The sequence below is a fragment of the Geodermatophilaceae bacterium NBWT11 genome (assembly GCA_014218215.1).
In the GTDB taxonomy this organism is placed as follows: Bacteria; Actinomycetota; Actinomycetes; order Mycobacteriales; family Geodermatophilaceae; genus Klenkia.
Genome location: CP043652.1, coordinates 4,344,933 through 4,360,993, shown reverse-complemented (window position 1 = coordinate 4,360,993; position 16,061 = coordinate 4,344,933). Strand labels below are relative to the sequence as shown.

The window sequence follows — 16,061 nt, the reverse complement described above, 5'->3', positions numbered from 1 at the left end:
TCCGGGCCCCCGTCACCGTGTGGTGCCGGGGGCTCGGGCGTGCATGGGCCACGATGGGCCGGTGACGCGACTCAGGACGGGGACCCTGCTGGCCGGTCTGGTGCTGGTGCTGGCGGGCTGCACCAGCACCGTCGAGGGGACGGCGAGCCCCGGTGCGGCGGCGGTGGTGACCCCCGGTGACGACCCGTTGTTCGAGGCCCCGGCCATCGGCACCTGCCACGACCTCGAGGTCGCCTACCTGCCGCTCGAGCCGCCGGCGGTCGTCGACTGCGACGAGGACCACACGTCCGAGACGGCGGTCGTGGTCGACACCGGGCTGCCGCTGGACGCCGCGTACCCGACGGTGGACGACCTGGACGACGACTACCTGGGTGCCGCCTACGACGACGTCTGCAGGTACGACACCCCCCAGGAGTACCTGGGTGACGAGAGCCTCTACCAGCTGTACGCCTCCTACGCCCAGGTGCTGCCCACCCAGGAGCAGTGGGCGGCCGGGGCCCGGTGGGTGGCCTGCGACGTCTACTACGGCTACTCCTCCCCGGAGGTGGCCCCGGGCCGGATGGCCGGTGCGTTGGCCGGCCCGGACCGGGACGCCTACCTGTACTGCCTGTCCGGCGATGTCGTCAGCCAGGAGACGGTGCCCTGCACCGAGCCGCACTTCGCCGAGCCCAGCGGAGGCACCGCCGACGTCGCCGAGGGGTCCCCGTACCCGACCGACCAGGCCGCCCGGGCGGTGTACGCCCAGTCCTGCCAGTCCAGCGCGGTGCAGTACCTCGGCGGCCCGGTGCCCGCGGGCGTGCTGGTCGACATCACCACCGACGACCAGGAGGGATGGGAGGGCTACCCCTACGCCGAGTGCATCCTCGTGCCGGCCGACGGGAGCGAGACCACGGGCAGCCTGCTGCCCTGACGCAGGCCCCGGAGGGTCGGCGTCACCCGCCTACTGTGACCGGCATGAGCGTGCGGCGGGTCATGGGGACCGAACTGGAGTACGGCATCTCGATCCCGGGGCAGCCCGGGGCGAACCCGACCACCCTGTCCAGCCAGGTCGTGAACGCCTGGGCCCCGGCCGAGGCGCCCTCGCGCCGTCGTCCGCGCTGGGACTTCGAGGAGGAGTCCCCGCTGCGTGACGCCCGCGGCTTCGACCGGGCACCCGCACGGGCCCTGGACCACGCCGACCCCGACGAGGACCCGGGCATGGCCAACGTCGTGCTCACCAACGGCGCCCGGCTCTACGTCGACCACGCCCACCCCGAGTACTCCACGCCCGAGGTCACCAGCCCGCGCGACGTCGTGCTGTGGGACAAGGCGGGGGAGCGGGTGATGGTCGAGGCCTCGATCCGGGCCGCCCGGGTGCCCGGCAGCACGCCCATCCAGCTGTACAAGAACAACACCGACGGCAAGGGCCAGTCCTACGGGGCGCACGAGAACTACCTGATGGACCGCCGGACGCCGTTCCTGGACATCGTCCGCGGGCTGATCCCGTTCTTCGTCACCCGGCAGGTCTTCGCGGGCGCCGGCCGGGTCGGGATCGGCGTCGAGGGCCGCACCCAGGGCTTCCAGCTCTCCCAGCGGGCGGACTTCTTCGAGGTCGAGGTGGGCCTGGAGACGACGCTGAAGCGCCCGATCATCAACACCCGGGACGAGCCGCACGCCAACCCCGAGGAGCACCGCCGGCTGCACGTGATCATCGGCGACGCCAACCTCGCCGAGCTGTCCACCTACCTCAAGGTCGGGACGACGTCGTTGGTGCTGGCCATGATCGAGGCCCGCACGCTCACCCAGGACCTCACCATCGAGGAGTCGGTCGAGGAGCTGCAGGCGGTCAGCCACGACCCGACGCTGACCCACCGGGTCCAGCTGCGCGACGGCCGACGGCTCACCGCGCTGGAGGTCCAGCAGGAGTACCTGGCCATGGCCCGCGCGCACGTCGCCGCGACCGGGGACGACGACCCGCAGACCCACGACGTGCTGGCCAGGTGGGCCGAGGTGCTCGAGGACCTCGCGATCGACCCCATGCGGTGCGCCGACCGGTTGGACTGGCCGGCCAAGCTGCGGCTGCTCGAGGGCTACCGCAAGCGCGACGGGCTCTCCTGGGGCGACGCCCGGCTGGCCCTGGTCGACCTGCAGTACTCCGACATCCGCCCCGACAAGGGCCTGTACCAGCGCCTGGTGGCCCGCGGGTCGATGCAGACGCTGGTCACCGAGGACGAGGTGACCGCGGCCATGGGCACCCCGCCCGCGGACACCCGGGCGTTCTTCCGCGGGGAGTGCCTGCGGCGCTACCCCGCCCAGGTGGCCGCCGCGTCGTGGGACTCGGTGGTCTTCGACCTGGGCCGGGAGAACCTCGTGCGGGTGCCCACCATGGAGCCGCTGCGCGGCACCCGCGAGCACGTGGGTGCCCTCTTCGACTCGGTGGGCAGCGCCCAGGAGCTGGTCGACACCCTCACCGGCGGCTGAGTCCCCACAGCTGCCACCGGACTGTCACTCCCCGCGGGTAGCTTGCGGGCAGGCACCACACCGGTGCCGCACAGCACTGGAGATCGGGGAGGGCCCCATGGCCACCAGGGACACCGGCGGGCAGCAGAAGGCGACGCGGTCGCGTGAGGAGACCGAGGAGGTCGAGGCCGCGGTCGAGACCGACGTGGCCGAGCGACACGAGAAGGTCACCGAGGACGTGGACTCCATCCTCGACGAGATCGACGGGGTGCTCGAGCAGAACGCGGAAGAGTTCGTGAAGTCGTACGTACAGAAGGGCGGGGAGTGACCGCTCCGTTACGTTGAGTGATGGACTTCAAGACGTGCCCCGCCTGCTCGGAGGACCTGCCGGCGTCGGCGTTCGGGAGCAACAAGGCGCGACCCGACGGTTTGTCCTTCTACTGCCTCGCGTGCAACCGTCGACGCAACCGCAGGTGGTACCGGGACAGCAGGGCAGCCCGAGGTCGAGAGGTGAGAGACACCTCCTGGGTCCCTGAGGGCCATCGGTGGTGTCCCACGTGTCGGCACGCCGTCCCGGTCGAGGAGTTCAACGTCAACGCGCGCACGGCATCAGGGTTCGGGTCCTAGTGCCGACCGTGCCAGCGAGAGACGAGCAAGGAGGCCTACTTCCGGCAGAAGTACGGCATCAGCCGCGCGACGGTTGCCGAGCTCCGCACGCAACAGGGCGACGCCTGCGCGGTCTGTGGGGACCTGGGTGCCGCTCACCTGGACCACGACCACAGCACCGGACGCATCAGGGCGCTGCTCTGTGGGCGCTGCAACATGGGCCTGGGTCTCTTCCTCGACGACCCGGTGAGGCTCCGGCTCGCCGCCGACTACGTGGAGCGGCACCGCGGGGAGCCCGCGGCAGCCGTCGACCCACCGACCGGCTGCACGACGACACCCGCACTAGGGTCGGACAGACGCGAGCGACGGGGGTCCCGCCCCAGTCGGCGCAGCACGGACAGGCACGACCAGGGCGAGCAGTCGGACCGTCGTCGGACGGCAGGAGAGGCGGACGCGTGAGCGACCAGAGCACCGGACGGAGCGGGTTCACCCCCGCCTACCTGGACCGGGTGGGCTCGTCCTTCACCGACTTCCTCGGCTCCACCGCCCCCGAGCTGCTGCCCGGCCGCCGGCCGGTGCCGGCGGTCCCCATGGGCGACCTCGCGCCGCACGGCACCACGATCGTCGCCGCGACCTTCGACGGCGGGGTGCTGATGGGCGGTGACCGCCGCGCCACCATGGGCAACCTGATCTCCTCCCGCGACATCGAGAAGGTCTACGCCGCCGACTCCTGGTCGGTCATCGGCATCGCCGGGGCCGCCGGCATCGCGATCGAGATGGTCCGGCTGTACCAGGTCGAGCTGGAGCACTACGAGAAGATCGAGGGGATGACGATGTCCCTCGACGGCAAGGCGAATCGGCTGGCCGCGATGATCCGCGGCAACCTCGGCGCCGCGCTGCAGGGCCTGGCCGTCGTCCCGCTCTTCGCCGGTTACGACCTCGACGCCGCCGAGGGCGTCAGCCCCGGGCGCATCTTCAGCTACGACGTCACCGGCGGGAACTACGAGGAGCGCGGCTACGCCTCCGTCGGCTCCGGCTCGCTGTTCGCCCGCGGCTCGCTGAAGAAGACCTGGCGCCCGGGCCTGTCCGCCGACGCCGCCACCCGCACCCTGGTCGAGGCGCTCTACGACGCCGCCGACGACGACTCCGCCACCGGCGGGCCCGACGCGGTGCGCCGGCTCTACCCGATCCTCTACCGGATCGACGCGGAGGGCGCCGTCCGGCTGCCTGACGCCGAGGTCGCCGCGATCAGCGCCGCGATCACCGCCGACCGGTCCGCCGGCGCCGAGAGCCGGGAGGTCTGAGCCGTGTCCATGCCGTACTACGCCTCCGCCGAGCAGGTCATGCGCGACCGCTCGGAGTACGCCCGCAAGGGCATCTCCCGCGGCCGCAGCGTCGCCGTCCTCACCTACGCCGACGGCATCCTCTTCATCGCCGAGAACCCCAGCTCCACGCTGCACAAGATCGGTGAGATCTACGACCGGATCGGCTTCGCCGCCGTCGGCCGGTACTCCGAGTTCGAGAGCCTGCGGGTCGCCGGGGTCCGGCTGGCCGACGTGCGCGGCTACTCCTACAACCGGCGCGACGTCACCGGCCGGGTGGTGGCCAACGCCTACGCCCAGACCCTCGGCTCGATCTTCACCGAGCAGATGAAGCCCTTCGAGGTCGAGCTCTGCGTCGCCGACGTCGGCCAGACCCCCGATACCGACCAGCTCTACCGGCTCACCTTCGACGGGTCGGTGTTCGACGAGCCCGACTTCGTGGTCATGGGCGGGCAGGCCGACGTGGTCACCGGCCACCTGCGCGAGTCCTTCCGGGCCGGCATGGGCCTGGCCGACGCCCTGGCAGCCGGCGTGAAGGCCCTCTCCGCAGTCAGCGCCTCCACCCAGGCCAACGGCGGGGGCCACGAGCAGCTGCCCGCCGAGCAGCTCGAGGTGGCCGTGCTCGACCGCCGCCGCCCGAAGCGGTCGTTCCGGCGCATCACGGGCGCGGCGCTGCGTGGGCTGCTGGCCGCCGACCAGACCGCCGACGACGCGGTCACCGGCGAGAGCCCCGCCGAGGCTGCAGCCGACACCACCGAGCACGCCGCGAGCCAGCCGGCCCCGGGCACGCCGCCCGGGCTCGGTGACCCGGCCGCCCCGGACACCGCCGGTGGCGCCCAGGCAGACGGTCCCGCCTGATGCGACTCGTGGTCCGCCCCGTCGTCGGTACACCGGCCTAGGCTCGCGTCGTGGACCGCAGGATCTTCGGGATCGAGACCGAGTACGGCGTCACGTGCACCTTCCAGGGCCAGCGTCGGCTGTCCCCCGACGAGGTCGCCCGCTACCTGTTCCGGCGGGTGGTGTCCTGGGGGCGCAGCTCCAACGTCTTCCTGCGCAACGGCTCCCGGCTCTACCTCGACGTCGGCAGCCACCCCGAGTACGCCACCGCCGAGTGCGACGACCTCACCGAGCTCGTCGTCCACGACAAGGCGGGGGAGCGCATCCTCGAGGGCCTGCTCGTCGACGCCGAGCAGCGGCTGGCCGACGAGGGCGTCACCGGCGACATCTACCTGTTCAAGAACAACACCGACTCCGCCGGCAACAGCTACGGCTGCCACGAGAACTTCCTGGTCGGCCGGCAGGGTGAGTTCTCCCGGCTGGCCGACGTGCTCATCCCGTTCCTGGTGAGCCGGCAGATCGTGGTCGGCGCCGGCAAGGTGCTGCAGACCCCCCGCGGGGCGGTCTACTGCGTCAGCCAGCGCGCCGAGCACATCTGGGAGGGCGTCTCCAGCGCCACCACGCGCTCCCGGCCGATCATCAACACCCGCGACGAGCCGCACGCCGACGCCGAGCGCTACCGCCGGCTGCACGTCATCGTCGGCGACTCGAACATGAGCGAGACCACGACGCTGCTCAAGGTCGCGATCACCGACCTGGTGCTCCGGATGATCGAGGACGGCGTCCCGATCCGGGACATGGCCCTGGAGAACCCGATCCGGGCCATCCGGGAGATCAGCCACGACCTGACCGGCCGGCGCACCGTCCGGCTGGCCAACGGGCGTGAGATGTCGGCGCTGGAGATCCAGACCGAGTACCACGACCGGGCCGCCGAGTACGTGGACCGCGAGGGCCTGGGCCCGGTGCACCGCCAGATGCTCGAGCTCTGGGGCCGGGCGCTCAAGGCCGTGGACACCGGTGACCACTCGCTCATCGACCGCGAGGTCGACTGGGCGATCAAGAAGCGGCTCATCGAGCGGTACCAGGCCAAGCACGACCTGTCGCTCTCGGCGCCGCGGATCGCCCAGCTCGACCTGGCCTACCACGACATCCGTCGCGGCCGGGGCCTCTACTACCTGCTCGAGCGGGCCGGCATGGTCGACCGGGTCACCCACGACCCACGGGTCTTCGAGGCCAAGACGGTGCCGCCGCAGACCACCCGGGCGAAGCTGCGCGGGGAGTTCATCCGGCAGGCCCAGGAGAAGCGACGCGACTTCACCGTCGACTGGGTGCACCTCAAGCTCAACGACCAGGCGCAGCGCACCGTGCTGTGCAAGGACCCGTTCAAGGCCGTCGACGAGCGGGTGGAGAAGCTCATCGCCAGCATGTGAGCGGCCCGGTCACAACCGGTCGAGCGCGGACTCCAGGAAGGCGTCCCGCCGGTCGGTGAGCACCGTGGCGTCCAGGTCCGGGCGGCCCTGACCGGCGATCGCACCGACGAACCAGTCCATCCCGGGCGGGGTGGCCAGCGCAGCCACCACGTCCCACCGCGCGACCTCGGTGGCCGCGCGGCCGGCGGTCTCCTCCCACCCGCCGAGGACCGCGTCCGCGGCGTCCGGACCGTGGCACAGGACCGCGTCCAGGCGCAGGGAGCCCAGGTCGAGCCCGGCCGGCCCGACACCCGAACAGTCCCAGTCCAGCAGCCCGGTCAGCTCGCCGTCCTCGCTCCAGAGCGTGTTGCCGTGCCACAGGTCCCCATGCACGAAGCCCACCGGCCCGGTGGGCGGACCGAGCCGCTCCACCGCGTCGGCACCGGCGAGCAGCAGGGGGCGCGGGAAGGCGGCGTGCAGGGCGCCGAAGTCCACGCCGCTGACCGGCCGGTCCACGGTGGGCAGCCGCTCGGGCGCGGGGACGGCGGACACCCGCGCCCCCGCCGCGCCCAGGGCCGCGAGGTGGGCGGCGTCGGGCTGCTCGGCGATCCAGCTCGACCCGGGGAGCGCCACGCTCAGCAGCAGCGCCGGCGTCCGGTCCAGGGCGGTGTCCAGCAGCGTCGCCACCGGCAGACCCCCCTCGGCGGCAGCGCGCCGCCCGGCGACCTCGGCCCGCATCACCTCGACGTCGCCCCCGACCCGCAGCACCAGGTCCGGGCCCTCCGAGAGCGTCACCCGCCACGGGGAGCTGCGGTCCCGCAGCCCGGCGACGTCCACCACGGTGGCACCCGGTGCCGCGGTCGCGACCACCCAGGCCAGCTGCGCGGCCGACGGCAGGCCACCGACCATCAGGACGGGCCGGCGAGATCGGCGGCGTACCGGCCGGCGGCGGCCTGCGCCAGGAAGTAGGCACGTTCGGCGTCGAGGCCGCGGCCCATCGTGGACAACCGCACCGGGGAGGCCGCCAGGGCGTCGTCCAGACCCTCGGTGGGGACCCAGACGACCGGGTTGCGCTCGGGCTGCCCGGCGAGGTCCTCGCCGACCTGGGTGCCGAGCTCCGAGGACAGCCCACGGGGCGCGACCAGGGTGACGCCACCGAGGGCGACCCGGCCGAAGGCGGTCAGGGAGTGGTGGGAGACGCCGCGGTGCCGCGGCCGGGGGTCGGCGTCGGAGATCCGCAGCGCCCCGACGGCCCGCCCGCCGAGCACGTGCACGGCGTTGCAGGCCTCGCCGGCCGCGACCCCGGAGAAGCCCCACGGGGTGCCGGTGCCCAGGTTGCCCGGACCCTGCGCGACGACCGTGACGTCGGCGTGCAGCACGTGCCGGGCGGCGAGCAGCCCGGTGTGCACGGTGACCGCCTCGAGGTCACCGCCGAACGCCTGGCCCACGGTGACCACACCGGCCAACCGGTCGGACAGCGCGTCCAGGGTGCGGGAGAACGCGGCCGGGAGGGCGCCGCCGTCGGTCATCACGTACGCCACCCGCAGGTCGGGGGCGGTGGCGTGCACCCCGGCGAGGACGGCGGGCAGGGCGGAGTGCAGGTCGGCCACCACGACGGGCATGCCCCCCACGTCCTCGGCGTCGGCGATGACCCGGTGGTGCGGGGTCTCCTGCTCGTCCACGCCCTGCACGGTGACCTGCAGGCCGGTGTACCGGGCCTTGACCAGGTGCCCGGGGCCGGTGGGGTCGGCCGGCAGCCGGTCGGGGAACGCGACGACGAGGGCGTACCCGCCGGTGCCCAGCCGCTGGGCCCAGGCCGTGGTGTTGAGCAGCACCGCGTCGCCCACCTCGGGGGTGCCCACGACGGAGGGGTGCGCGAGGGCCCGCAGGTCGCCGTCCCCGGGGACGGTCACCTCGAGCTCGAGGGAGTCGCGCCAGGTGCGGCCCAGGGCGGTCACCGTCCCGCGCCGCCAGCGGATCCGGGAGCCTGCTGCGTCGGTGGTGGCCACCGGGCCAGGCTAGGGGAGACCACTAGCGTGGGGGTCGTGTCGGCGAAGCGAGCGGAACGACTGGTGAACCTGGTCTTCGCGCTCCTGGGCACCCGGCAGTACGTCTCGGCCGAACGGATCCGTACGACCGTGCCCGGCTACGAGGCCGCCGACGGCACCGAACGGGCCGACGAGGCGTTCAAGCGAATGTTCGAGCGGGACAAGGCCGACCTGCGCGAGCTCGGGGTGCCCCTGGAGACCGGACGCACGAGCGCCTTCGACGTCGACGAGGGCTACCGGATCGCCCGGGCCGACTACGAGCTGCCCGAGATCACCCTCACCGGCGAGGAGGCCGCCGCCGTGGGCCTGGCGCTGCGGCTGTGGCAGTCCGCCCAGCTCGGCGGCGCCGCCCAGGGGGCACTGGTCAAGCTGCGCGCTGCCGGGGTGGACGTCGACGCCGGCCGCGGGCTGCCCCTGCAGCCCCGGCTGGACGCCGGTGAGCCCTCGTTCGACGCCTGCTACTCCGCCGCGCGCGACCGCCGGGTGCTCACCTTCACCTACACCCGCCCCGACGAGGACGCCGGTGCCAAGCGCCGGGTGCAGCCGTGGGGCGTCGTCGCGTGGCACGGCCGCTGGTACCTGGTCGGCCACGACCTCGACCGCGCCGCACCCCGGGTGTTCCGGCTCTCCCGGGTGACCGGCAACCCCCGGGCCAGCGGACCGCCGGACGCCTTCACCCCGCCCGCCGACCTCGACCTGGCCGCCGTGGTCGCCCGCCAGGTGGGCCGCACCGAGCACGTCGTGCGGCTGACCGCCCGCCCGGGCACCGCCGTCGGCCTGCGCCGCCGGGCCACCGACCTGGGTCCCGACGACGTCGGCGACGACCGCCTCGAGCTGCGGACGACGGAGCTGTGGGCCCTGGCCGACGAGATCGCCGCGCACGGCCCGGACGTGCTGGTCGCGTCCCCGGCCGAGCTGCGCACCGCGGTGGTCGACCGGCTGACCCGGCTGGCCGCGATGGGCGGTGCGGCGTGAGCGCCCCGACCGCGGACCGGATGACCCGGCTGCTGGCCCTGGTGCCCTACCTGGAGGCCCGACCCGGTGGCGTCACCCTGGCCGCCGCCGCCCGGGACTTCGCGGTCACCGAGGTCCAGCTGCGCAAGGACCTCGAGCTCCTCTGGGTCTGCGGGCTGCCCGGGCACGGGCCCGGCGACCTCATCGACCTGGCCTTCGAGGGCGACCGGGTGCGGGTCACCGACACCGCCGGGCTGGCCCGGCCGCTGCGGCTGGCCACCGACGAGGCGGTCGCGCTGATCGTGGCGCTGCGCACCCTGCTCGAGCTGCCCGGCCTGGCCGAGACCGAGGCGGTCAGCCGCGCCCTGGTCAAGGTGTCGGCCGCCGCGGGGGAGCCCGCCGACCTGGCCGGGTCGGTGGCGGTGAGCATCGACGCCCGCGAGCAGGTGCTGGCCGTCGTCCGGCAGGCCCTGCAGTCGCACCGCGCCGTCCACCTGCACTACTACGTGCCCAGCCGCGACGAGCGCACCGAGCGCACCGTGGACCCGATGCGGCTGCTGCTGGTCGACGGCCACTGGTACCTGGAGGCGTGGTGCCGCCGGGCCGAGGGCGTCCGGCTGTTCCGGCTGGACCGGGTGGACGACGTCGCGGTGCTCGCCGAGCCCTCGCTGCCCCCGGAGCAGGCCGAGGAGCGCGACCTCGACGACGGGCTCTACCAGGCCGACCCGGAGCAGCCGCTGGTCCGGCTCCGGCTGGCCCGCACGGCCCGCTGGGTCGCCGACTACTACCCGGTCGAGGACGTCGTCGCGGTCGACGACCCGCCCGGCGGGCTGCTCGTCGGCGTCCGGACGGCCGACCCGGCCTGGGCCCGTCGGCTGGTCGCCTCCCTGGGCGGTGCGGCCACGGTCGAGGAACCGCGGGAGCTCGCCGACGAGATCGCCGCCGACGCCCGCGCCGCGCTGGCGCGGTACGCCGACCACCCCGGCGGCTAGGGTCGTCCCGTGCTGGTGCTGATCGTGTGGGTCGTCGTCGCCGTCCTGGCCGTCCTGGCCCTGGGCGTGCTCGCCTACGGCCTGCTGGGCGCCCGCAACCGGCTGACCCGGGAGCTGGCGGCGCTGGAGCGCGACGTCGCCCCCGTCGCGGCCCGGCTCCAGGCCTCGCTCGCCGCGGCCGCGCAGGCCCGGGAACGGGCCGGCCAGGACCGGGACGAGCGCGAGAACGCCCGCTGACCACCGGGTGGCACCCGTCCGGGACGTCACCTCGCACCGAACTCCGGGCGACCGACGGCGCGTATCGTCGCCGTCACACCCCCCGACGACACGGAGGACCCGATGAGCTTCGGTCCGCTCGAGATCGCCCTGATCATCCTGGCCGTCCTGCTGCTGTTCGGCTACAAGAAGCTGCCCGACGCCTCGCGCTCCCTGGGGCGCTCGATGCGCATCTTCAAGGGCGAGATGAAGGGCATGAAGGACGACGACGTCCGCACCAAGGACGAGGCGACCACGGTGCGCGGCGAGATCGTGAACCCCGCCCCCGTCCCGCCCGTGACCTCCGACGTCGAGGCCGAGGCCCGCGCCGCCGAGGCGCGCGCCGCCGAGGCCCGGGCCCGTGCCGACGCCGCGCGGGCCGGCTCGTCGACCCCGGTCGACGGCACCCGCTGACCGACCCCCGCACCAGGGCGTGAGCACCACCCAGGGGGGACGGACGAAGCTCGGTCGCCGTCGTCGCCCGCCGCGTGACGAGGCCGGCACGATGACGCTGATCTCGCACCTCAAGGAGCTGCGCAACCGCATCGCGGTCGCGCTGCTGTTCATCCTGATCGCGACCGCCATCTCGTTCTGGTGGTACGAGCACGGTCTGGGCACCTTCATCCGGGCGCCCTACTGCGACCTCCCGGAGAACCTGCGCTACTCCGACTCCGAGGGCGGCTGCGGCCTGCTCGTCACCGACGTCTTCGGCGGCGCGCTGATCCGGCTGAAGATCAGCTTCATCGCCGGGATCGTGCTGTCCGCGCCCTTCTGGTTGTGGCAGGTCTGGGGCTTCCTCACCCCGGGTCTGAAGTCCAACGAGAAGCGCTACGGCGTGGGCTTCGTCGTCGCTGCCAGCGCGCTGTTCGCCCTGGGCGCCGTGCTGGCCTACATCTCCCTCGCCGCCGGTCTGCGCCTGCTGCTCGGCCTGGCCGGGGACGGCGTGGTCGTGGCGCTCACCGCGCAGGACTACATCGGCTTCGTGATCTCCCTGCTGCTCGCCTTCGGCGTCAGCTTCGAGGTGCCGCTCATCGCGGTCGCGCTGAACCTCATCGGGGTGCTGTCGTACGCGGTGCTGGCCAAGTCCCGCCGCTGGATCTACTTCCTGACCATCGTGTTCGCGGCGTTCATCACGCCCACCCAGGACCCCTTCACCATGCTGCTCATGGCCCTGCCCATGTGCGTGCTGTTCGAGGTGGCCATCCAGATCGCCCGGGTGGTGGACAAGCGGCGGGCCAAGCGCGACGCCCTGGCCGGCTTCCACGACCTGGACGACGACGAGGCCTCCCCGTTGGACGCCACCCCCTCCCGGCTCGACGAGCCCACCGGCACCCGGGGCTGACCCGCCCGACGTGCGGGTCGCCCTGCTGGTCAACGCCGCCGCCGGCAGGGGCCGCGCCACCGCGGCCCACGGGCCGGTGCGGGCCACGCTGACCGCCGCCGGGCTCGAGGTGCACGAGCTCGCCGCCACCGACCGGGCGGCCGCCGCCTCGGCGGTGCGCACGGTGGCCGGCTCGGTGGCCGCGGTCGTCGTCCTCGGTGGGGACGGCGCCGTGCACGCCGCCGTCCAGGGCCTGGCCGGCACCGGCACCGCGCTCGCCGTGCTGCCCGCCGGCACCGGCGACGACCTGGCCCTGACCCTCGGCGTGCCGGCCGACCCGGTCGCAGCTGCCCGGGCGGCTGCCGCCGACCTGCTGGCCGGGCGGTCCGCCCGGGTGGACCTGGGCCGCACGAGCACGCCGGACGGCGACCGGTGGTGGGCCACCGTGCTCTGCTGCGGCTTCGACTCCCTGGTCAGCGACCGGGCCGACCGGCTCACCTGGCCGACGGGGCGCCGCCGCTACGACGTGGCGATCGTGGCCGAGCTCGCCCGGCTGCGCCCGCGCGCGGTGCGGCTCACCCTGGACGGGGTGGCTCACGAGCTCGAGGTCACGCTGGTCGCCGTCGGCAACACCGCCTGCTACGGCGGCGGCCTGCGCATGTGCCCGGACGCCGACCCGAGGGACGGCCTGCTCGACGTCACCGTCATCGGCCCGGTGACGAGGCGGGACCTGGTGCGCACCCGTCCCCGGTTGGCCGACGGCAGCCACGTGGCGCACCCGGCCGTCCGCACCCACCGGGCCGCCGAGGTCGTGCTCGAGCCGGCCGGACCCACGGGGGAGGGACTCACCGCCTGGGCCGACGGGGAGCCGGTGGGCCCGCTGCCGGCGCGCACCGTCGTCGTCCCCGGCGCCCTGGTCGTGGTGGGCACCGGCCGCCGCTGAGGCCGCCGGACCGTCGTACGCAGCGCTTACGGTGGAGGACATGTCGAGTCCTGCCGAGCGGTACGCCGCGGCCCGGCGCCGAGGCAAGCACCCGCTCCTGTCGGACTTCACCACCGACCTCGGCTTCACCCTGGACCCGTTCCAAGAGGAGGCCTGCGCCGCGCTGGAGGAGGGCTCGGGCGTGCTGGTCTGCGCCCCCACCGGTGCCGGCAAGACCGTGGTCGGGGAGTTCGCGGTGCACAAGGCGCTGGCCGAGGGCCGCAAGGCCTTCTACACCGCACCGATCAAGGCGCTGTCGAACCAGAAGTACGCCGACTTCGTCGCCCGGTACGGCCCGGAGAAGGTCGGGCTGCTCACCGGAGACAACGCGGTCAACGGCGACGCACCGATCGTGGTCATGACCACCGAGGTGCTCCGCAACATGCTCTACGCCGACTCCCCGGCGCTCCACGGGCTCGGCTACGTGGTGATGGACGAGGTGCACTACCTCGCCGACCGGTTCCGCGGCGCGGTCTGGGAGGAGGTGATCATCCACCTGCCCGACGACGTCGCCCTCGTCTCGCTGTCGGCCACGGTCAGCAACGCCGAGGAGTTCGCCGACTGGCTGGTCACCGTCCGCGGCGACACCCGGGTGGTGGTCAGCGAGGTCCGGCCGATCCCGTTGTGGCAGCACATGCTCGTCGGCGGCCGGGTGTTCGACCTGTTCGCGTTGCGCCCGGACGCGCACGTCGCCGGCACCGAGTCCCCGGTGCGCGAGCTGACCGCCCGCCAGCGCGGCTCGGCCGTCGTCGACCCCGAGCTGGTCCGCTACGTGAAGGAGCAGGAGCGGCGGCTGGACTCCTGGCACGGCGGCGGACGACGGGGCCGGGACGGCTGGGACCAGCGGCCCCGCTACACCCCGCCGTCCCGGTCGGAGGTGATCTCCCGGCTGGCCACGTCCGGGCTGCTCCCGGCGATCACCTTCGTCTTCAGCCGCAAGGGCTGCGACGCCGCCGTCGAGCAGTGCCTGCGGTCGGGGCTGCGGCTCACCGACGAGGCCGAGCGGGCCGCGGTCTCCGAGGTGGTCGACCGGCACACCGGCTCGCTGCCCGAGGCCGACCTGCACGTGCTCGGCTTCTGGGAGTGGCGGGAGGGCCTGCTGGCCGGGCTGGCCGCGCACCACGCCGGGCTGGTGCCGGCGTTCAAGGAGGCCGTCGAGGAGTGCTTCGTCCGCGGCCTGGTGAAGGCCGTCTTCGCCACCGAGACCCTGGCGCTGGGCATCAACATGCCCGCACGCACGGTGGTGCTGGAGAAGCTCACCAAGTGGAACGGCGAGGCCCACGTGGAGGTCACGCCGGGGGAGTACACCCAGCTCACCGGGCGGGCCGGACGGCGGGGCATCGACGTCGAGGGGCACGCCGCCGTGGTCTGGGCCCCCGGGGTCGACCCGGCCACCGTCGCCGGGCTGGCCAGCACCCGCACCTACCCCCTGCGCTCGTCCTTCCGGCCCAGCTACAACATGGCGGTCAACCTGGTCGGCTCGTTCGGCCGGGACCACGCCCGGGAGCTGCTGGGGGCCTCCTTCGCGCAGTTCCAGGCCGACCGGTCCGTGGTCGGGCTGGCCCGCTCGGCGGCCCGGCACGAGGAGGACGCCGTCCGGCTGGAGGCCGAGGTCTCCACCGACCGGGGCGACGTCGCGGGCTACGCCCGGATGCGTGCGGAGATCTCCAGCCGGGAGAAGGAGCTGTCCCGGGACTCCCAGGCCCGCAAGTGGCGCGATGCCGCCGAGGCGCTGCTCGCACTGCGCCCCGGTGACGTGATCCGGGTGCCCTCGGGACGGCGGCAGGGGCTGGCGGTGGTGCTGGACCCCGGCATCACCGAGCTCGCCGACCCCCGGCCGCTGGTGCTCACCGAGGAGACCTGGGCCGGTCGGCTCGGGCCGATCGACTTCCCCACCCCGGTCGCGGCGCTGGCCCGGGTGCGGGTGCCCAAGGACTTCAACCACCGCAGCCCGAGGTCCCGCAAGGAGCTCGCGGCCACCCTGCGCGACACCCGGACGGAGAACGACCTGGGCGCCCGCAAGGTCCGGAAGCGCTCGGCCGCCTCGGAGGACCCGGTGCTCACCGACCTCCGGCACGCCCTGCGCCAGCACCCGGTGCACGCCCTGCCCGACCGGGAGGAGCGGGTCCGCGGCGCCGACCGGTGGGTGCGGTCGGTGGCGGAGGCCGCCGAGCTGCGGGCCCGGATGGCCGAGCGCACCGGGTCGCTGACCCGGCAGTTCGACCGGACCTGCGACGTCCTGGAACAGCTGGGCTACCTGCTGCCCGACGCGCCGTCCGCCGCGGACGCCGAGGACCCCGGCCAGCACCCGGCGGTCGAGGCCCCGGTGGTCACCGACGCCGGGCGCAGGTTGTCGCGGATCTGGTCCGAGGCCGACCTGCTCACCGCCGAGTGCCTGCGCGCCGGTGCCTTCCGCGGCCTGGACCCCGCCCAGCTGGCCGCCTGCGTGTCCACGCTGGTGTTCGAGGCCCGCCGGGAGTCCCCGGCCCAGCCGGCCATCCCGACCGGCCCGGTGTCGACGGCGGTGGCCGCCATGCGACGGGTGCACGTGGAGCTCCGCGCCGTGGAGAGCGACCACGGGGTGCCGGCGAGCCGGGACCTCGACCTGGGCTTCGTCTGGGCCGCCCAACGCTGGGCCGACGGGCAACCCCTCGACCGGGTGCTGTCCGGTGCCGAACAGGCCGGCACCGAGCTGTCCGGCGGGGACTTCGTCCGCTGGGCCCGGCAGCTCGTCGACCTGCTCGACCAGCTGGCCAAGGTCGCGGAGGAGCCGGTGGCCGGGGTCGCCCGGGCTGCCGTCGGCCGGGTCCGCCGGGGCGTGGTCGCCGTGGCGGTGAGCGGGTGACCGCCTGCCCCCACCGGGCGGTTCGCACGGTGCCCTGGCCCGCCGCGTAGT

The 16,061-nt window shown here is 74.2% G+C and carries 16 protein-coding genes; 14 read left to right on the top strand and 2 right to left on the bottom strand.

What is annotated here, in order from left to right; genetic code table 11:
• Positions 1 to 43: 43 nt before the first annotated feature.
• From F1C76_21165 to pafA, 7 genes are all read left to right on the top strand, one after another.
• Positions 44 to 910 (top strand): hypothetical protein, encoded by an 867-nt coding sequence (locus F1C76_21165; GenBank protein ID QNG38714.1) that lies wholly within the window; start codon positions 44 to 46, stop codon positions 908 to 910.
• A gap of 44 nt (positions 911 to 954) precedes the next feature.
• A complete protein-coding gene (locus tag F1C76_21160; GenBank protein ID QNG38713.1) occupies positions 955 to 2,460 on the top strand; it encodes a proteasome accessory factor PafA2 in 1,506 nt (501 codons plus the stop codon).
• Positions 2,461 to 2,557: 97 nt separating this feature from the next.
• Positions 2,558 to 2,767: a ubiquitin-like protein Pup gene (locus tag F1C76_21155; GenBank protein QNG38712.1), complete on the top strand. Its 210-nt coding sequence runs from the start codon at positions 2,558 to 2,560 to the stop codon at positions 2,765 to 2,767.
• A gap of 356 nt (positions 2,768 to 3,123) precedes the next feature.
• Positions 3,124 to 3,504, top strand: a complete 381-nt coding sequence (locus tag F1C76_21150; GenBank protein ID QNG39452.1) for a hypothetical protein — start codon at positions 3,124 to 3,126, stop codon at positions 3,502 to 3,504.
• Positions 3,501 to 4,349: a proteasome subunit beta gene (gene prcB / locus F1C76_21145; protein QNG38711.1), complete on the top strand. Its 849-nt coding sequence runs from the start codon at positions 3,501 to 3,503 to the stop codon at positions 4,347 to 4,349. Before F1C76_21150 ends, prcB begins: the two co-directional genes overlap by 4 nt.
• Before the next feature lie 3 nt (positions 4,350 to 4,352).
• Positions 4,353 to 5,225 (top strand): proteasome subunit alpha, encoded by an 873-nt coding sequence (gene prcA, locus F1C76_21140; protein ID QNG38710.1) that lies wholly within the window; start codon positions 4,353 to 4,355, stop codon positions 5,223 to 5,225.
• Positions 5,226 to 5,275: 50 nt separating this feature from the next.
• Positions 5,276 to 6,634 carry a Pup--protein ligase gene (gene pafA, locus F1C76_21135; GenBank protein ID QNG38709.1) on the top strand — a complete coding sequence of 453 codons (1,359 nt, stop codon included), beginning with the start codon at positions 5,276 to 5,278 and terminating at the stop codon, positions 6,632 to 6,634.
• Between the two features lie 9 nt (positions 6,635 to 6,643).
• Here pafA and F1C76_21130 read toward each other — a convergent pair whose 3' ends face one another.
• Both F1C76_21130 and F1C76_21125 read right to left on the bottom strand, forming a co-directional pair.
• A complete protein-coding gene (locus F1C76_21130) occupies positions 6,644 to 7,522 on the bottom strand; it encodes an aminoglycoside phosphotransferase family protein (protein QNG38708.1) in 879 nt (292 codons plus the stop codon).
• The gene (locus F1C76_21125; GenBank protein QNG39451.1) at positions 7,522 to 8,592 is read right to left on the bottom strand and encodes a DUF3866 family protein; all 1,071 of its coding nucleotides are present in this window, start codon (positions 8,590 to 8,592) and stop codon (positions 7,522 to 7,524) included. The genes F1C76_21130 and F1C76_21125 overlap by 1 nt, the downstream gene beginning before the upstream one ends.
• 66 nt (positions 8,593 to 8,658) lie before the next feature.
• On the opposite strand from F1C76_21125, the gene F1C76_21120 reads away from it, so the two are divergent.
• The 7 genes from F1C76_21120 to F1C76_21090 all read left to right on the top strand — a co-directional run bounded on the left by F1C76_21120 (position 8,659) and on the right by F1C76_21090 (position 16,010).
• Positions 8,659 to 9,636, top strand: coding sequence for a WYL domain-containing protein (locus tag F1C76_21120; GenBank protein ID QNG38707.1), 978 nt, complete (start codon positions 8,659 to 8,661; stop codon positions 9,634 to 9,636).
• Between the two features lie 20 nt (positions 9,637 to 9,656).
• Entirely contained in the window at positions 9,657 to 10,607 is a 951-nt protein-coding gene (locus tag F1C76_21115) for a WYL domain-containing protein (GenBank protein ID QNG39450.1), read from the top strand.
• Between the two features lie 12 nt (positions 10,608 to 10,619).
• Positions 10,620 to 10,844, top strand: a complete 225-nt coding sequence (locus F1C76_21110) for a hypothetical protein (protein QNG39449.1) — start codon at positions 10,620 to 10,622, stop codon at positions 10,842 to 10,844.
• A gap of 102 nt (positions 10,845 to 10,946) precedes the next feature.
• Positions 10,947 to 11,276 (top strand): Sec-independent protein translocase subunit TatA, encoded by a 330-nt coding sequence (gene tatA, locus F1C76_21105; protein QNG38706.1) that lies wholly within the window; start codon positions 10,947 to 10,949, stop codon positions 11,274 to 11,276.
• 91 nt (positions 11,277 to 11,367) lie between these two features.
• Positions 11,368 to 12,204 (top strand): twin-arginine translocase subunit TatC, encoded by an 837-nt coding sequence (gene tatC / locus F1C76_21100; protein ID QNG39448.1) that lies wholly within the window; start codon positions 11,368 to 11,370, stop codon positions 12,202 to 12,204.
• A gap of 10 nt (positions 12,205 to 12,214) precedes the next feature.
• Entirely contained in the window at positions 12,215 to 13,126 is a 912-nt protein-coding gene (locus F1C76_21095; protein QNG38705.1) for a sphingosine kinase, read from the top strand.
• 40 nt (positions 13,127 to 13,166) lie between these two features.
• Complete coding sequence (locus tag F1C76_21090) at positions 13,167 to 16,010, top strand: DEAD/DEAH box helicase (GenBank protein QNG38704.1); 2,844 nt, start codon at positions 13,167 to 13,169, stop codon at positions 16,008 to 16,010.
• Positions 16,011 to 16,061: the final 51 nt, after the last annotated feature.